General features: G+C 62.5%; 11 protein-coding genes. All 11 read right to left on the bottom strand.

What is annotated here, in order from left to right:
- Window positions 1–112: 112 nt before the first annotated feature.
- Genes tagF through tssC form a run of 11 tightly spaced genes read right to left on the bottom strand, consistent with a single transcriptional unit; the run spans window position 113 to window position 14452 of the window.
- A complete protein-coding gene (gene tagF / locus FJ953_RS08385) occupies window positions 113–637 on the bottom strand; it encodes a type VI secretion system-associated protein TagF (RefSeq protein WP_181171616.1) in 525 nt (174 codons plus the stop codon).
- Window positions 634–4170 carry a type VI secretion system membrane subunit TssM gene (gene tssM, locus FJ953_RS08380; protein ID WP_140623894.1) on the bottom strand — a complete coding sequence of 1179 codons (3537 nt, stop codon included), beginning with the start codon at window positions 4168–4170 and terminating at the stop codon, window positions 634–636. Before tssM ends, tagF begins: the two co-directional genes overlap by 4 nt.
- Before the next feature lies 1 nt (window position 4171).
- Window positions 4172–5494, bottom strand: coding sequence for a type IVB secretion system protein IcmH/DotU (icmH, locus tag FJ953_RS08375; protein ID WP_140623892.1), 1323 nt, complete (start codon window positions 5492–5494; stop codon window positions 4172–4174).
- A gap of 4 nt (window positions 5495–5498) precedes the next feature.
- Complete coding sequence (gene tssK / locus FJ953_RS08370; protein WP_140515105.1) at window positions 5499–6833, bottom strand: type VI secretion system baseplate subunit TssK; 1335 nt, start codon at window positions 6831–6833, stop codon at window positions 5499–5501.
- Between the two features lie 38 nt (window positions 6834–6871).
- The gene (gene tssJ, locus FJ953_RS08365; protein ID WP_140498291.1) at window positions 6872–7324 is read right to left on the bottom strand and encodes a type VI secretion system lipoprotein TssJ; all 453 of its coding nucleotides are present in this window, start codon (window positions 7322–7324) and stop codon (window positions 6872–6874) included.
- A gap of 3 nt (window positions 7325–7327) precedes the next feature.
- On the bottom strand, window positions 7328–8800 hold the full coding sequence (gene tagH, locus FJ953_RS08360) for a type VI secretion system-associated FHA domain protein TagH (RefSeq protein ID WP_140624042.1): 1473 nt from the start codon (window positions 8798–8800) through the stop codon (window positions 7328–7330).
- Window positions 8797–9864: a type VI secretion system baseplate subunit TssG gene (gene tssG, locus FJ953_RS08355; RefSeq protein ID WP_140623890.1), complete on the bottom strand. Its 1068-nt coding sequence runs from the start codon at window positions 9862–9864 to the stop codon at window positions 8797–8799. The genes tagH and tssG overlap by 4 nt, the downstream gene beginning before the upstream one ends.
- Window positions 9828–11702 carry a type VI secretion system baseplate subunit TssF gene (gene tssF / locus FJ953_RS08350; protein WP_140623889.1) on the bottom strand — a complete coding sequence of 625 codons (1875 nt, stop codon included), beginning with the start codon at window positions 11700–11702 and terminating at the stop codon, window positions 9828–9830. The genes tssG and tssF overlap by 37 nt, the downstream gene beginning before the upstream one ends.
- Window position 11703: 1 nt before the next feature.
- Window positions 11704–12459, bottom strand: coding sequence for a type VI secretion system baseplate subunit TssE (tssE, locus tag FJ953_RS08345; protein ID WP_140624040.1), 756 nt, complete (start codon window positions 12457–12459; stop codon window positions 11704–11706).
- The gene (locus FJ953_RS08340) at window positions 12446–12901 is read right to left on the bottom strand and encodes an Hcp family type VI secretion system effector (RefSeq protein WP_115143971.1); all 456 of its coding nucleotides are present in this window, start codon (window positions 12899–12901) and stop codon (window positions 12446–12448) included. Before FJ953_RS08340 ends, tssE begins: the two co-directional genes overlap by 14 nt.
- Window positions 12902–12946: 45 nt before the next feature.
- The gene (gene tssC / locus FJ953_RS08335) at window positions 12947–14452 is read right to left on the bottom strand and encodes a type VI secretion system contractile sheath large subunit (RefSeq protein ID WP_140498288.1); all 1506 of its coding nucleotides are present in this window, start codon (window positions 14450–14452) and stop codon (window positions 12947–12949) included.

The raw sequence follows: 14452 nt of genomic DNA, 5'->3' as shown, positions 1-14452 counted from the left end.
CGTTGGCGGAAGAGGGCTGAGACAGATGTCACGTCGCCTGGCGCAATGCCCTTGCCACCACTTCCCCTATGAAAGAAGCCCATGCTCTCAGCGAAGGCAGTAAAGCCCATCGTCAGACATCCTCGATTGCGGGCTTGGTGGCGCGCAGCTTCGGCAAGGCGTTGTCGGCGAGGTCGTGGATATCAGCGAAGCAAAACTCGATGACGTCGAAGTCATCGCACCAGAACGTTATGGCGGAAGCGTCGCCCGTGCTCGTCTCTCTCAGCAAGGCCAGCGTCTCTGCTAGCTTGGTGGTTGACCAGTTTCCTTCCACAGCGCCGTTAAGGCAGGCGGCGATTTCGTCAAACCATCTGGCGGTAGGCTCCGGTGGCGGTCCAAGCCGCACAATGGCAAAGGGGTATCGGCGCCCGACACGGTCCTCGCTCATGCGCCATGCGCCGGCGCAGGGCAGGTCACCAAAAATACCGGGCTGCATGGTAAAGCGCCAGACACGCGAGTCCAACTCACCTTCATCCGGCCGCGCGCGCAATTCCATCGACATCCAGCGGTCCCAGCGGTCGATAAAAGTCCGCGGCAGGTTCCAAGCGACGAAATCCCCCGTCGCCGGGATCTTGCCGTAGAAGCCGGGCGCGTTCATATCTGCGCGGGACATGTGAACTTCTTGAACATTTCGAGGTTGTAGGGGTTTTCGACGCTGGCGGCCTTGAGCTCGAAATCGGCGTACATGCCTTTCGTGCCCAGGCGCAGACTGTAGACATCCGAAAGCGAGGTTCCGGTGAATCGGCCGCTGCGCAACATCCTCAGCCATGCCCAGCTGCCGGTCTCGTTGAGCATGATTTCGGGCGATCCGTCGATCGGCTGGAAGGCGAGCGAAATGACCCCGGTGCCGTCCTTGCCGGGCCAGGTCATCGGTTGCGGCCGCGTTGCGTTGTTATAGTAGACGAGGCTCTGGCCATCGAGATTGAGCGTGACGCGCGTGAGGTTGGGAGACAGATCCTTCGGTTCGAGCGTGAAGCTCATCACCGGTCCGGCACCCCCGGGGAAAAGATCGTCGCGGATGTGCCTGGCCTGCTCGAACGCCGCCAGCGCCGAAGGGTCGAGGCCGAAATCGGCGCGCCACTTCCAAGGCTCGCCGGTCGTGTCGACATAATTGATCAGGTGGTCGTTGATGAAACCGTCGATCAGCCCGGCCGGCCCGAACAGGCGGGCGAAATCGTGCACGTTGACGTCGACCGCACTGGCTTCGCTGAAGGGATAGCGATTGTTCAGCGCCGCTTGGCAGAAAGGCAGTATGTCGGCCCGCCAGATGGCGTTGAGTTCCGAAGTGACCGCCTTTTGAGTCAAATTGCTGGTGTCGCCGGCTATCCCGCCCAACCAGCTGTTGATGGGATCGGGCAGGATCTGGGCCTGCCTTGCCACCGCGCCCGTCAGTTCGGCAAGGCCCCCCTGTTTCTTGATGGCGTCCTGTGGATTGGGGTTCGCGGTGACCGTTTGCAGGACGTTCGAAAGCGCGGTCAGTGCGACAACGGCAGCATCCAGCGCCGGTGGCTGGCCGTCGACCTCTGCGATGGTGCTCTTCAGCGGTTTGAAATGTTCGGCCACCAGATTGCCGGTCAGGTCCACCTCACTGGCGGATCCGGCGCGGGGAAGTAGTTTCGCACCCGATGTCGCCAGTTTGCCCAGCTTGCCCAGCTTGCCGAGCAGTTTCGAAGCGCCCTTGGCTGCCGCCTTGTCGTCGGCAGGCGCTTCGTCGGAACGGGTCAGTTCTGTCTCCTGAACGACCGCCGTAAGCAGCCGCTTCAGCGCTGAATCCGCACTTGAGAGGTCTTTCAGGTTTTCGCCGGCGACATTGAGATCGGTCAATGGTGCAAGCCTCATGTCGCGCAGGAAGCTATCCCATTGCGCGATGTAGTCGTCGTAGTAGAGCTTCAGAATATCCTCGGACAGCGCCGAGACGGATGTCTCGGCATTTTCCGAGCAACCGCCGGCGAAAACCGCACGATCGAGCGCCGCCTGGGCGGCGACATCGTCGATGCGGTCGAGAATGACGTCGTGAAAGCCGGAATAGGTGAAAGCGCCCGAAATGCCGACGCGTAATGTCTTGCCCGAACGCCGTGCAAACACCTTGCCGCCGTTTGGGCCGGCGAAATTGGCCGGTATCCACTCCTTCAGCCCGGCCACTGCCGGATCGGCCAACAACTGCTTGTAGCCACGCGCCGGCAACGAAATCGTGCAGACCGTTTTCAGAGCTTCGGCAACCAGGGCCTGGTCCGGCGCGACATAGCTTTCGTCGACCGTCATCCGGCGGATCGCGGCAAGCTGATGCTCTTCGGCGTCGGCTGTCGGAAATGGCGCCACGGCCGCGAATTCGGGCAGACTGTTCACCCACCAGTTCTGGGCGTAGTCTGGATCCATCTGCGACAGGCCCGTCATCATGCGATAGGTCTTGAGCGCACCGAGCATGAAGTCGGGATCGCGGATCTGGCGCCACATCGTCGCCTCGAGCAGGGCCACCATCCGGGGCTCGAGCACGTTGCGGAGGGCGTGGTCATAAGTGTCGGCCTGTGCCCTGACCAGTTCCGCCGAGGCCGATGGGCCAAGCAGATCGTGGGCAGCGCCCGGCGGTGCTGTCCGGGCATTTGCGACCGCGTCCATCGCCTCGAGCGCGCCGTCCATGGCAGGCCGCTCCACCGATGCCGGGGTTGCGGCAGCGGAGGTCAGCGGCGTTTGCAGCGCTTCGAACTGGCCTGCCTGCGCCGAGATCGCATGGCGGTTGTCAAAATAGGACCAGGTGAACAGGCCGCCTGCCAGCAACGCCGCCGCAGCGCATGCGGCAGCGGCGCCGCGCCAGATCCAGGCTCGGCGGCGTTGCGCCAGTGGGTCAAATGTACCGAGGCCTGCTTCCTTGAAGATGACTTCAGTGAGGAGGTTCTTCAGGAAGAAGCTGCGTTTCTCGACCCGAGATGCGGGCAGGGCGCGCCGCGGTGGAAGACCGAAGGAGGAAGACAGCGCGGCGGTCAGCCGGTCGATAGGCGCCCCTTCCTGCGTCGCCGATGTCAGGTAGAGGCCGCGCAGCCAGGCAGCCTCCTCATACCGGCTTTCGCCGAACATGGCTTCGACCAGCACCTGAATCGGTTCGGACAAGCTTGTCAGTTGGGCGGGAAACCTGAAGATTTCGGCACGGGCGGCGAGTTTGTCCTCGTCCTCCAGGCGCGTCACCAGGCGCCGCTCGAGTTCGGTCGCCAGCGTCGCGATTTCTCGTTCGATGGTCTTGCCATCCACGCGCGCATCCAGCGCGAACGTCGTCCCCCACACCTGTTCGCGCGAGGCGGTCGACAGGCCGCCGAAGAAGGGCTCGAAGCCCTTGATCAGGTCGGCCTTGGTCAGCATCAGATAGACCGGCAGGCGGATTTCAAGCCGGTCGTTGAGCTCGGCCAACCGGCGGCGGATCTTGCGCCCGTGCGCCTTGATGGCCTCGTCGCCCTCGGAAAGGACGTCGATCGAAAGCGCGACGATCACGCCGTTCAGCGCACGGCGGCCGCGATGTTTCTTCAAGAGGTCGAGGAAACCGAGCCATTCGACCGCGTCGACATCCGGCTGGCTCTCCTGCTGGACATAGCGGCCGGCGGTGTCGATCAGAACCGCGTTTTCGGAAAAGAACCAGTCGCAGTTGCGCGTGCCACCGACCCCCTGCAAGTCGTCTGTGAGGTCGATCGGAAAATTCAGTCCGGACTGCCGCAAGGCGGTGGTCTTGCCGGTGGCCGGCGGTCCGACGATCACATACCAAGGCATCTCGCGCAGGAACTTGCGCCCGCCCAGCTTGCGCCGCCTCAGTTCGGTCATCACCTCGGCGAACTTGGCGCCCACGGCGGCGACGTTCTCTTCGCCTGGGCTGAGCGGCTTTTCCACCGCTGGCGCGGCAATCTCGGCGACGAACATGCGGTTGGCGCGGATCGCCCGACGCTGGGCAACGATCAGCCAGACCAGCCAGAAGATGACCAGCAGCGCGATGATGACGATGCGCACATTTTCGGAGGCGAAGGGCTCGTAGGGACCGACCCTGACGATCGGACCGAAGATCCAGATAACCAGGGATAGCAGCGTCAGGCCGATCAGCGTCCACAGCCAGCGCGATGTCAGGACCGCCCAGAGGAAGCGCAGGATGAACATCTCACAGCCTCTTTTCGACGAGCACCTCGACGCGGCGATTCAAGGCTCGCCCCTCGCGCGTGCTGTCGCTGGCCACAGGATCGGTGGCAGCCCGGCCCTCCGAATGGACGCGATCCTGCGGCACTCCGTTTTGAACCAGCATGTCGGCAATCGTCCGGGCGCGAGCCTCGGATAGTCGCTGGTTGGTCGACAGCGGGTTGGTCTTTTGCAAAGGAACGCTGTCAGTATGGCCGACCACCGTGATGTTTCCGATCAGCTCCTGATTGGCGAGGATCACCTTGGCGATCGAACCGATCAAGGGTTCGAAACCATCGGTCAATTGTGGCCGCGATGACTGGAATAGTTCGGGGTTGGAGGCCTGGATGATCAGCTTGGCCAGTGAAACGCTCTCCGTGCCGCTGAGAGCAGATTTGAGCTCGGCCGGCGCCCCCGCCTGGAATTCCGGCAACAGCGCAAAATCCACTTTTTCCGGTGGCGGGGCGTCGACTTTGGGCGACGCACGGGTGATGTCGCCGCGGGCAGGCGGTGGCAGGGCACGAACAAGTGCGGAAAGCTCGACCGCCTGGCTGCTCAGTCCCATCGACAGCCCGATATGGATCGCCGCGGCTGCAACCGCAGCACCGAGCGCCATGACCCAGATCGGCACGATGAAGCGCTGCGGCTGGTCGGAGGCGATGACACCTTTCCAGTTTGGCGCTAAAGGCGCGCCTTCGGCGTCGGCATTGCGCAGGAAGCGGGCCGCCGCCACGCGAACCGCATTGAGCGAGCGGTCGCCTGAGCGGCCGGGCACGCGATATTTGCCACGGAAGCCGAGCGCCAGGCAATGGTACTGCAGTTCGAGCAATTCTCGGTCCCGGTTAGGATGTCGTTCCAGTTCGTCGAGTCGCGTGAAGAATTGCGTGCCGGCATCGACATCGCCGCGCAGCATGACGACGAGCGGCTGCCGCGGCCAGGCACTGGCCCCGCCCCAAGGCGTGTTCAGGGCCAGATCGTCGAGCAACGCAGCCACCACCCAAGCTGCCTGGTCGGCTCGCTCCATCGAGGACCCCGTCGACATAGCCGTGTCGCGTGCCCGAACCAGTTCTTCGAGCAAACGGGTGCGCAAGACTTCCGGATTGTCTGGCGGCATTGCGCTTTCGAGCTCGGGAGCGAACTCGAGCAAGGGCGCAAAGGCGTTGACAAGCGCGTTCGGGTGGGTGCGAGAGCGTTTTACCAGTGCGCCCGGCGAAAGTGGCGCCATGGGCCTTGGCATCGGCGCGCCGCTCAATCGTATGCGAGTGCGTTCGCGATCCTCCGACAGTCCGAAAGGATCATCGCGGCTCATGATCTCACCTGTTCACCGAATAGCAGTCCACCTGCGGCTCGCTTGGCAACACGCCCGAAACACCGATGACGAAGCCTGGTGCGTCGAGCAGCGAGGCCCAGTGTTCGCTTTTCTGATCCAATTCGAGGCACAGTCGATCGCCGTCGTAGGGGATTTCGCGTGGCTGGGAATGAAGCGGCTTTAGCGGAATGCCCGGCAAGCGCGATTTCCACAGGCCCTCGAACTCGTCGGCCGAGCCGACGGTCGCCTGATTGACGAAGATCTTGCGCAAGGCATCCTCCGACAGCTCCGAGCCGACCCGGATGACGATGCGGCTGGCCACCAACAGCTTTGGGTTGTCGATGCGAATTTTCCAGACATTGGTCGAGTGCCGCATGACGGGCAGCGCACGCGATTTCGGCTCGATGTAGCGAAGGCTGAGAATGAGCGAGCGCAGCGCATCCGCCAGCGCCGAATAGGCAGGGCCGGGCGCCATGTGATCGTAAGCGGGCAACTCGCCCAGCCGCCGCGCGCTCGATCCGTAAGTTGCCATCGAACCAGCGAGCCCGGCGAGTTCCAGGTAAAGCTCGGCCGGATGGAAGACATCCTGCGCCAGCATGTGAGCCAGTCGCGGACGCGCCGCATTGGCGAGGTTGAGCATCAACAGGTCTTCGACGCTGCGCCCAGGCCCGCCCATGACCATCTTGCCATGCGCCTCGGCGATCTGGTCGAGGCCGGTGACAACTTCCAGAAGCAATTGCCGATACCAGGCCACCGCGCCGGTAACCAGTGCCGGTGGCAGGAAGCTCTCGTCCAGAGAGACGCCGCCATCGGCTCGAACTCCGTTGAGGTCGGCTATCGGCAAGGCGGTGTAGCCACCAACCGACTTGCCAGGTGCAAGCAGCAGCGCCTGCGGACGGGCGATTTCTATTTCTTCAGGATCCGAACCGCCCTGGACAGCGTCGCGCACCGAAACGATCCGCCCGTGATATCGCGCTCCAGAGGCGGCGGCGTGTGCCGGATCGAAGCCGACACCACCGGGAGGCTCCAGCGGCAAGGCGACCAGCACCGGCCCTGCGCCCGTCTCGGGGGTGACCGGCAGCGGTCGCGGCGCGTCCATCCAATCCGGAATGGAAAAAGGTGTCCCATCCGGGAAGATGCCCCGGGCCGACAGGATCGCGACCTGGCCGGATTCCAGCAATGCCTGGTCCAGCGTCAGCTGTCGAAAGCCGAACGTATGCAGTTGTCCGGCCTGCAACGCGCCGCGCACCGTCGCCTCGAAGAAACGATCCTGCTGCTGGAAATGCTGGGTTCGCAGGAAAAGTCCTTCGGACCATAGCACCCTGTTTGCATCGCTCATGCCGCTACTCTCTGCATTGAGCTCCCTTACCTTGGCTGCTAGGCGGAGATGCCGCCGCTGCCCAACGTGACATTGATGGTGAACTTTGATCCCGGCGACACCGACTTGGTTGTCCGCCAGTTCCTGCCGCCAGGTTCGCGGATCAGTGCAACGAAGCCCAGAGCCGTCGCGTCCGGCTCGACAGTGATGGTCTTGGATGCGGATTTTCCGGGCCCGACGGCGATCTGGTCGGAACCGATAAGATCTCCTGCGAGTGCGCTGCCGGCATCCCCCTGCAGCGCAAAATAGTCGGCGGAATTGAATTTGCCGGTGCTTTTTAACCGCATCACGAGAACCGTCACCGGCCGGTCGCCGCCACCTGGCCCCGGATTCATGCCGGCCCCGCCGGTCACGTTGACGGTGATCACCGACGGCTTTGGCGGACCGCTCTGGCACGCTGCAACCAGCCCGGTCGCGCCCAGGGCAATCATCAATTCACGTCGGTCGATCATGGCTTACTCCTCCTCATATGCATCTCGAAAATCAGTGCCGATTTCGCCAAGGAAGCTTTTTTCCGCGCTTTCGGCGATTTCGCGATGGCGTTTTTGATAGAGCTCCCACAGCTTGGCGCCGCGCCCGCCCGAAAGCAGGGTGCCGATCGCCGAATTCGATTTCAGCTCGTCCTCGATCGCTGCGGGATCGAAACGATCGATCATCCGTCGCAAAGCGGCCTGTATGCCTCGCCAAGCGCGCACGTGATGTTGCGCGAGATCGCGAACTGCATCGGCGATTGCCGCCTCCCCGGCGAGAAATCCGGGGCTGCGCTCAGCGACCAGCGTCACGATGGCGTCGTCGACCGTCGGCAGAAATTTGAGCGGATTGACTTCGGAAGCACCGACCATTGTCTGGGCGACGCGAGCATTTCCTTTCTCCTCGGCCCGCTTGCGCAGAAGCTGCATCAGCCCTTCCATCATCAGCCGGTATTCGCGGCCGAACTTCTCCATTTCCACGATGCTGTCGCGCCCGGGGAAATCGGCTTCCTCGACGCCCATGCCGCGCAAGAAGGCGGCGCGGAGCGCCATCTCGGCGGGCTGCGCGCTTGCCGGCGGGCGGGCAGGTTTGGAAGCAGCACCCATGCGCGCTGGAGGCAGGACATCGGCCGGTTGCGCGGGAATATCCCAGGGATTGGCGGATGGTGGCCGTTGGGCAATGCGCTCGCGCTGGCCGGTCGAGGCCGAGTTATTTGTCGAACTGGGCGAGGAGACCGGTCCGAAACCAAAATCATCGTTGAAGTCGGACAGCTTTCCCGCTGCGGATTCAGCTCCGTGGCTGGGAGGGGGGGGCCGGTCGAGGCTGAATGGATCCGCCCGGCTGCCCACCCCGCCCTGCTCGACATAAACGGCGGCGTTTTTCGACACCGGCGTTGAAACCGGATCGAGGCTGAACGGGTCGTCGAAAGCAGGCGAGTTGCGCTGGCCGGAGGACGCGCGCTCGAACGCCCCTGGGATCGGCTGCTCGAATGGGTTCGGCAGATCAGCAGGTCGAGGCCGTTGCGGCGCTTCTTCGACCTTGGCGGAAAAGAAGTCATCGCGGCCGATGCTTACCGGCGCCCGCGATGCCGCTGGCAGACGTTCTGGGACCGGCTGGATGACTGCGGGCGATTGAGCGGCCGCGATCTGCAGGTCGACACAGACGACGTAATCGCCCAGCCTGAGCCGCATGCCGCTTTGAAGGCGTGCGGACTTGCCTGGACCAAGCGGGCTATCGGAATCGTTTATGAACAAACCGCTGCTCGATGTGTCGGTGACGAAATATCCATCTCGCCCGCCAGAGATTTTGCAGTGAGCGCGTGAAACGAACATGTCGGGATCATCGATCTGCCAGCCTGCATCGGCGCTGCGGCCGATCACCAGCTCACCTTCGTCCAGGCGAGTTTGCCGCACCGCCTGGGTGCGTGGCCCTTGCTCTAGCGTTAGCAGCAGACTCATGCCGCGCCCCCCGCCATTTCCGGCCGCCATCCGACGATTGTGCGCAGCCGCATATCATCAGCATCTCCCCTTTCAGCGGGTCGCGCAAGCCAGGCGGTTCGGCCGAGCTGCACCGCTCCAATACGGGGCGGCGGCACTGCTTCACGCGCAAGCACGATACGCAGATCGACATCGAGAGATTCTCCGACCACGTCGCGAACCGCGTGCTGGAACAGTTTGAGCCGCTGGCTGCCCGGCAGGAATGTCTTGAAATCATCATACTTCAAAGGGCCGACCCGCAGTTCGATCCTGCTTTGGCGGGTGAAAACGCGTGGGCCGATCGTCGCCCCCCGACCGAGCACAGCAAAGGATTTTGCGAGGCGGGTCTGGAGGCCTGCTGGTATGATTGTCCAGGCGGCGACGAATTCCTTGATCTTTACCGGCACCTTGAAGGCTTCCGCCAGGAACAGTGTCAGTCGTTCCGGGCCCTCGACCTGGCTGGCGAGCGAAGCCGCCTGGCGAAGCTTCACCATGTCGAGATCGATGTTTCGGGTGCCGGGAAGTCCGATACCGGCCATGGCCGCAAGCATGGCGCGAACCCGGCCACCGACCGCGCGTTCAACCTGAACGGCCGGATTCGCATCCGCCCACGCCCGATAGTAAAGGGCGATCATGCGGTGCTGCAGAATGTTGACGAAATCGACGAAAGTAGTGTCGCTGGTCAGCTGTGCGTTGGCCCCGGCGAACCACCGCTGCGACAGCCGGTCGAGCACCCAGCGCGTCAGATGCAGCGGCATTGGACCCTCGGGGCCCAAGAGACCCAGATTTGCAATCGTGACCCGGGCCGGCTTGCCGTTGTCGGCTTCGCGGAAATAGACCAGGTCCCTGGCCGAGAAGGCGAGGCGCACATGCTGGCCAAGCCTTGCCGGCTCACGGTCGGGACGGCCGGAATGGCCGAACACGGCATTTTGCTGTTCGAGACGGCGCAGCAATTCGAAAAAGTCGAACCCTTCGGACAGACCTTCAGCGGGGTTTGGGCTGGGCTTGTCTAGATCAGGGAGCGATTGCCGGGCGTCATCGGCCATGGCACATCCTCCTGCTTCTGCAGCAGCCGCGTGCGGGTCCGCACGAAACCGTTTATTCCGGCATATCGGGCGAACAGCCGCGCCAGCAAAGCCGAAAGCAGCAAAGTGCTTTGGCCAGCCAGGATGGATTCATCGACATGCAACGTAACCTCGGTGCCGCGTCCGAAGCACATCGGCCCCTCGATCTGAAGCCGCTCCACGACCGGCCGCGAGTCGATGCGGGCGATCGAATGTACATTGCGAGCCAGGCTGGGATCGCCTCGGTCGGCATAGATATCGAGAAGCGCATGCAACGGGTCGACGCCGCGGCCCTCCTTGGCAAGGCTGAGGAAGTTAAGCATGAGCTGTGCCACCAGCCGCCAGGCGAGATCGTCGGCGCGCGATTCACCCTCGGCCCCTGTGGGCAGTGCTGCGGGGATCGCCGGATGCGGTGGACGCAGGGCTCCAAGGAGCCTGACGATTTCGACCGGGTCGCCGGCCTCAAGCGTCAATGTGGGATTGTCATCGAGGATCGGCAGGTCACGATTGGTGCACAGTGCTACGACGTCGAGACGCTTCAGAGGTCGGTACGCCGGGCTAGCGAGCGGTCGCGATACGGCCAGGAAAACGTCGTCGCCGGTGTATGACGTGCGCGTTAGACCGTCGCGCCGTTCGTCTTCGGTCGCGCGCCGAGGGCGCCGCTCGGTTGAGTAGACCCACCCACTGCCGCTGTTCTGCCCCAGGCTGAACAGTTCCGGAATTTCGGCGTCGTTGCCTTCGGTGTCGGCGTCCTCAACACGAATGATCCGATAGATTTCAAAGTCGCGCGCCCGCGTGCGGTCTGCATGCAAAACCTGGCGTGTCTTACGCGCATCGATCTCGACGACGTTGCACTCACGTTCGAAAAGATTGATGATCGGCGTTGCGAAAAGTTCGAAGTCGGCCGATGTCAGATCGGCCAACTCTGGCACCGGACGCCTGAATTGGAAGACGATCTCAAGCCCTCCGTCGCATCGACGCACGACAGGCTGTAGCCCCGAAACCCGCACATAGTGGAAGCGCTCGGGCATTATGAAGTATTCTCGCAGGAGGCGATATCCTTCGAATGTCGGGCGGGTACGCGGCATCAAGGCTTCGTCGTCGCTGATGCCAACCATTTCGGGCGCTGGCAAGGGCGACAACGGGTTGGTCTTGCCCTCAGCGCGTGCGCCAACGGTTGAGCAAGTGCCGAAGATCGCGTCGAATAGCAGCGGCGCCTTGGTTCGCCCGGCAAAATAAAAATCGAGCCGGTCGAGCGTCAATTCGTGGAGCTTGCCTTTTCCGGTCGGGGCCAGCGTGATGCGGAGCGCCGCCTCGCCGCGCACACCGCCGACCGTGGCCATCCCGGCCGCCGCCAACGCGCTGCGGTCCTGAAAATAGCTGACCGAAGTGATTGCTATCGGCCACAGGGTCGTCTCTTGCGCGGTCGAGAAAGTGCAGCGCGTCGAAAGGCCAGGCCGCAGGCTGGAAACCAGCCGGGTGTTGCGCCTGACGACGTGGCCGTCGAGCATGGTCTGGACCTGCTGGCCTGGTTTGAGCACCACCATCGCCGTTGCCGGCGCCGGGGTGACCAGATCGGGATAAAGAACGTCGAGCACACTGCGCGAAAATCGCGAACGCTCGGCGTCGACCTTTAGCCGGGTGCGCGCCGCGAGGAAAGCCACGCCATCCAGCAGCCGCTCAACATAGGGGTCCGGACAGGGGACCGTATCGAGGGAGAGGTTGCGCGCGACCGCTGGATGCATATCGGCAAATTCGGCCGCAAGGCCGCGGATGTGGGTCAACTCCTCCTCGTAATATTCGACGAAGACCCGATCCATCTCAGGCGTCCCTGATTTCGGTCCGCGCCGCGCCGTTATCGAGATTGATCGTAGTGCGCAGGCGCATGCGTTCCGGTGTCGGGGTTAAGATCAGCACACCGTCAATCTCGATCTTGAGGCCCGCGGTCTTGTCGCCAAGCGTCACTGTGACCTTTGTTGCGCTTTCCTTGAGGCGGGGCTCGAAGGTGGCGAGCACCGCACGGATCTCACGCGCCAGCACATCGCGATCAAAGTCGCGCGATGACCTGCCCGAGAAGGAGGGGACGCCGTAATTGACCACGCTCCGGCGCACCTCCGGGAAATCTGCGAGCGATGGTGGGTTGTCCGATACCTGTTCATTTTCCAGATCGGACAGGAGCGGCGTGGCCTCGAAGCGCTCGGTGTTGAAGAGCGCCTCGACGTCACGCCGCACTGCTTCTCTGAGGACGCGGGCTGACACCACAACGCCGCGACTTTCGATCTCGACCCGATGCTGGGTCTGAAGGGCCAATCGATGCAGACGCCGTTTTTGCTCGGCTGTGAGTTCGGCATCAGCGTCGATGGCCCGCGCGCTGGCGCCAACGAGGGCGTCGACACGGTCGGCGCCAAGCTCGTCGAGCAAGACATGGCGCAGCCCGTCTATCTCCGAGGTCAGACCAGGCAGGTCATTGACGAGGCGATCCCAAAGCGACGGCTGGACGGCCTCGCTTTTTGCCCGCAAGCTGCCGGTACTGTGCTGCTTGCCGGCGTCGGGTCGCCGACCCTCACTTGCCGACATAGACATCCATTTCGGCTTCATCATTGCCGTCATAGACGAACTTGATCTTCTTGTAGGCGAAGCTGACCTCTTCCTGGATCAGGTCTTCCTCATCCTCGGCCTGCGACATGTCGTATTCCATGATCGAGGCGTCGGTGAGGGTGACGACCAGATAATCCTTAGTCTCGCCATCGATCGTCCGACGTGCCGAGAACACCACTTCATCGAGGGCCTTGTTCTCGAACAAGGCTTTCTTGAGATAGGGCGAAGATTTGTCGTAGTGTTTGATGAACTTGATCATGCCCATGGACACGCGGCCCCGACGTGAGAGCGAATTCGGATCATAGGGTGCGACCATCTTGTAGTCGACGCCATGGATTTCGATCTCATCATCGTGGCCGTCGCGGGTGCTGGGGCCCTTGATATCGGGAACCTTCAGAAAACCATCAATCTTTACTGGCATTGTCTCTCTCCACCATTGTCAAAAAAAAGATTGTTGTTGCTGCAATCAAGTCTTAACGGACGGCAGTTCCGACACCAGTCGAAGCGAGGCATTGATGCCCTCCAGCTGGTAATGCGGGCGCAGATAGAAGCGGGCGTTGTAGTAGCCCGGCCGCCCCTCCACGCTGTCCACTTGGACCTCGGCGGCGGCGAGCGGGCGCTTGGCGCGCGCCTTGTCGTCGGCAAAGGCCGGGTTGGCCAGCACGTAGCGGTTGATCCACTCGGTCAACCAGATCTGCATGTCGGAGCGTTCCTTAAACGACCCGACCTTGTCTCGCGCTATGGCTTTGAGATAGTGCGCAAAGCGCGAAACCGGGAACAAGTAGGGCAAGTTGGCGCTCAGCCGCTCATTAGACTGCGCATCGGGGTCCACCAGCCGGCCGGCGCGCGTTTCGTCGTCCTGTAACGAATGGGCACCGATGAAAGCCGCAAGATCCGTGTTCTTCCGGTGCAGGATCGGCATCAGGCCAAGCTTGGCGAGTTCCGCCTCACGCCGGTCATCAATGGCGACTTCCGTGGGGCATTTCATCGCTATCGACCCATCATCGGTCGGGAAGCTGTGCACCGGCAAATTAAGCACCGTTCCGCCGTTCTCGACGCCGCGGATCTGGGTACCCCAGCCAAACAGCTTGTGGCTGCGGTTGATGTTGACGCCCATCGGGAAGGCGGCGTTCATCCAGACATACTTGTTGTGATCGCCCTGCACCTCTTCCTCGAAGGTGAAGCCCTTCACCGGAACGGTGTCCGTGCCATATGGCAGCCGGGCCAGGACGCGAGGCATGGTCAGCCCAATGTAGCGAGCATCCTCGCTTTCGCGCAGCGACTGCCAGGAGGCATAGGCCGGGTTGGAAACGATCTGCTGTAGATCCTGAGGGTTCGGCAATTCCTGCCAGCTATCCATACGAAACAGTCGAGGCGAGGCGGCCGCGATAAAAGGCGTATGCGCAGAAGCGCAGATGCCGGAGATGTTGCGTAGCAGACCGACGTCGCGCGGGTGGTTGGAAAATTCGTAGGCGCCAATCACGCAGCCGATCGGCTCGCCGCCAAGCATCGAATATTCGTCTGTGTAGACTTTCTTGAAGATCGGACTCTGATCCCACATCTGGCCTTCGTAGTCTTCGAGCGTGTCGGCCAGCTGCTCCTTGGAGATGTTCATCACCCGGATTTTAAGCTTCTGGTCGGTCTCGGTGTTGTTGACGAGGTACCACAGGCCGCGCCATGTGCCTTCCATTTCGCGCACTTCCGGCGCGTGCAGGATCTCGTTGACCTGAGCCGTCAGCATCTTGTCGATGCCGGCGATCAGCGACTTGATCGACTTGATGGCATTGGACGAGATGGTTGTGGTGTCGGAACGGGACTGCGCTGCGAGCGCGAGATTGCGCACGAGTTGCTGCAGCTTCTCGCTGTCGTCTTTCTTGACCTTGAAATCCTTCTCGAGGAGCCCACTGAATTCTCCAAGGTCTATGGCTTCGGCCTCGGCGGCGAGGGTGGCGGTCTTTTGCTGTTCGGCCAT

Source organism: Mesorhizobium sp. B2-3-6 (assembly GCF_006442305.1).
Taxonomy (GTDB): Bacteria; Pseudomonadota; Alphaproteobacteria; order Rhizobiales; family Rhizobiaceae; genus Mesorhizobium.
The sequence above is the reverse complement of the archived record's forward strand: the minus strand, read 5'-3'. Positions and strand labels throughout refer to the sequence as shown.

Excerpts from the sequence above, each read along its gene's own strand:
- tagF (WP_181171616.1), bottom strand. The coding sequence starts at position 637 with ATGAACGCGCCCGGCTTCTACGGCAAGATCCCGGCGACGGGGGATTTC.
- tssM (WP_140623894.1), bottom strand. The coding sequence starts at position 4,170 with ATGTTCATCCTGCGCTTCCTCTGGGCGGTCCTGACATCGCGCTGGCTG.
- icmH (WP_140623892.1), bottom strand. The coding sequence starts at position 5,494 with ATGAGCCGCGATGATCCTTTCGGACTGTCGGAGGATCGCGAACGCACT.
- tssK (WP_140515105.1), bottom strand. The coding sequence starts at position 6,833 with ATGAGCGATGCAAACAGGGTGCTATGGTCCGAAGGACTTTTCCTGCGA.
- tssJ (WP_140498291.1), bottom strand. The coding sequence starts at position 7,324 with ATGATCGACCGACGTGAATTGATGATTGCCCTGGGCGCGACCGGGCTG.
- tagH (WP_140624042.1), bottom strand. The coding sequence starts at position 8,800 with ATGAGTCTGCTGCTAACGCTAGAGCAAGGGCCACGCACCCAGGCGGTG.
- tssG (WP_140623890.1), bottom strand. The coding sequence starts at position 9,864 with ATGGCCGATGACGCCCGGCAATCGCTCCCTGATCTAGACAAGCCCAGC.
- tssF (WP_140623889.1), bottom strand. The coding sequence starts at position 11,702 with ATGGATCGGGTCTTCGTCGAATATTACGAGGAGGAGTTGACCCACATC.
- tssE (WP_140624040.1), bottom strand. The coding sequence starts at position 12,459 with ATGTCGGCAAGTGAGGGTCGGCGACCCGACGCCGGCAAGCAGCACAGT.
- FJ953_RS08340 (WP_115143971.1), bottom strand. The coding sequence starts at position 12,901 with ATGCCAGTAAAGATTGATGGTTTTCTGAAGGTTCCCGATATCAAGGGC.
- tssC (WP_140498288.1), bottom strand. The coding sequence starts at position 14,452 with ATGGCCGAACAGCAAAAGACCGCCACCCTCGCCGCCGAGGCCGAAGCC.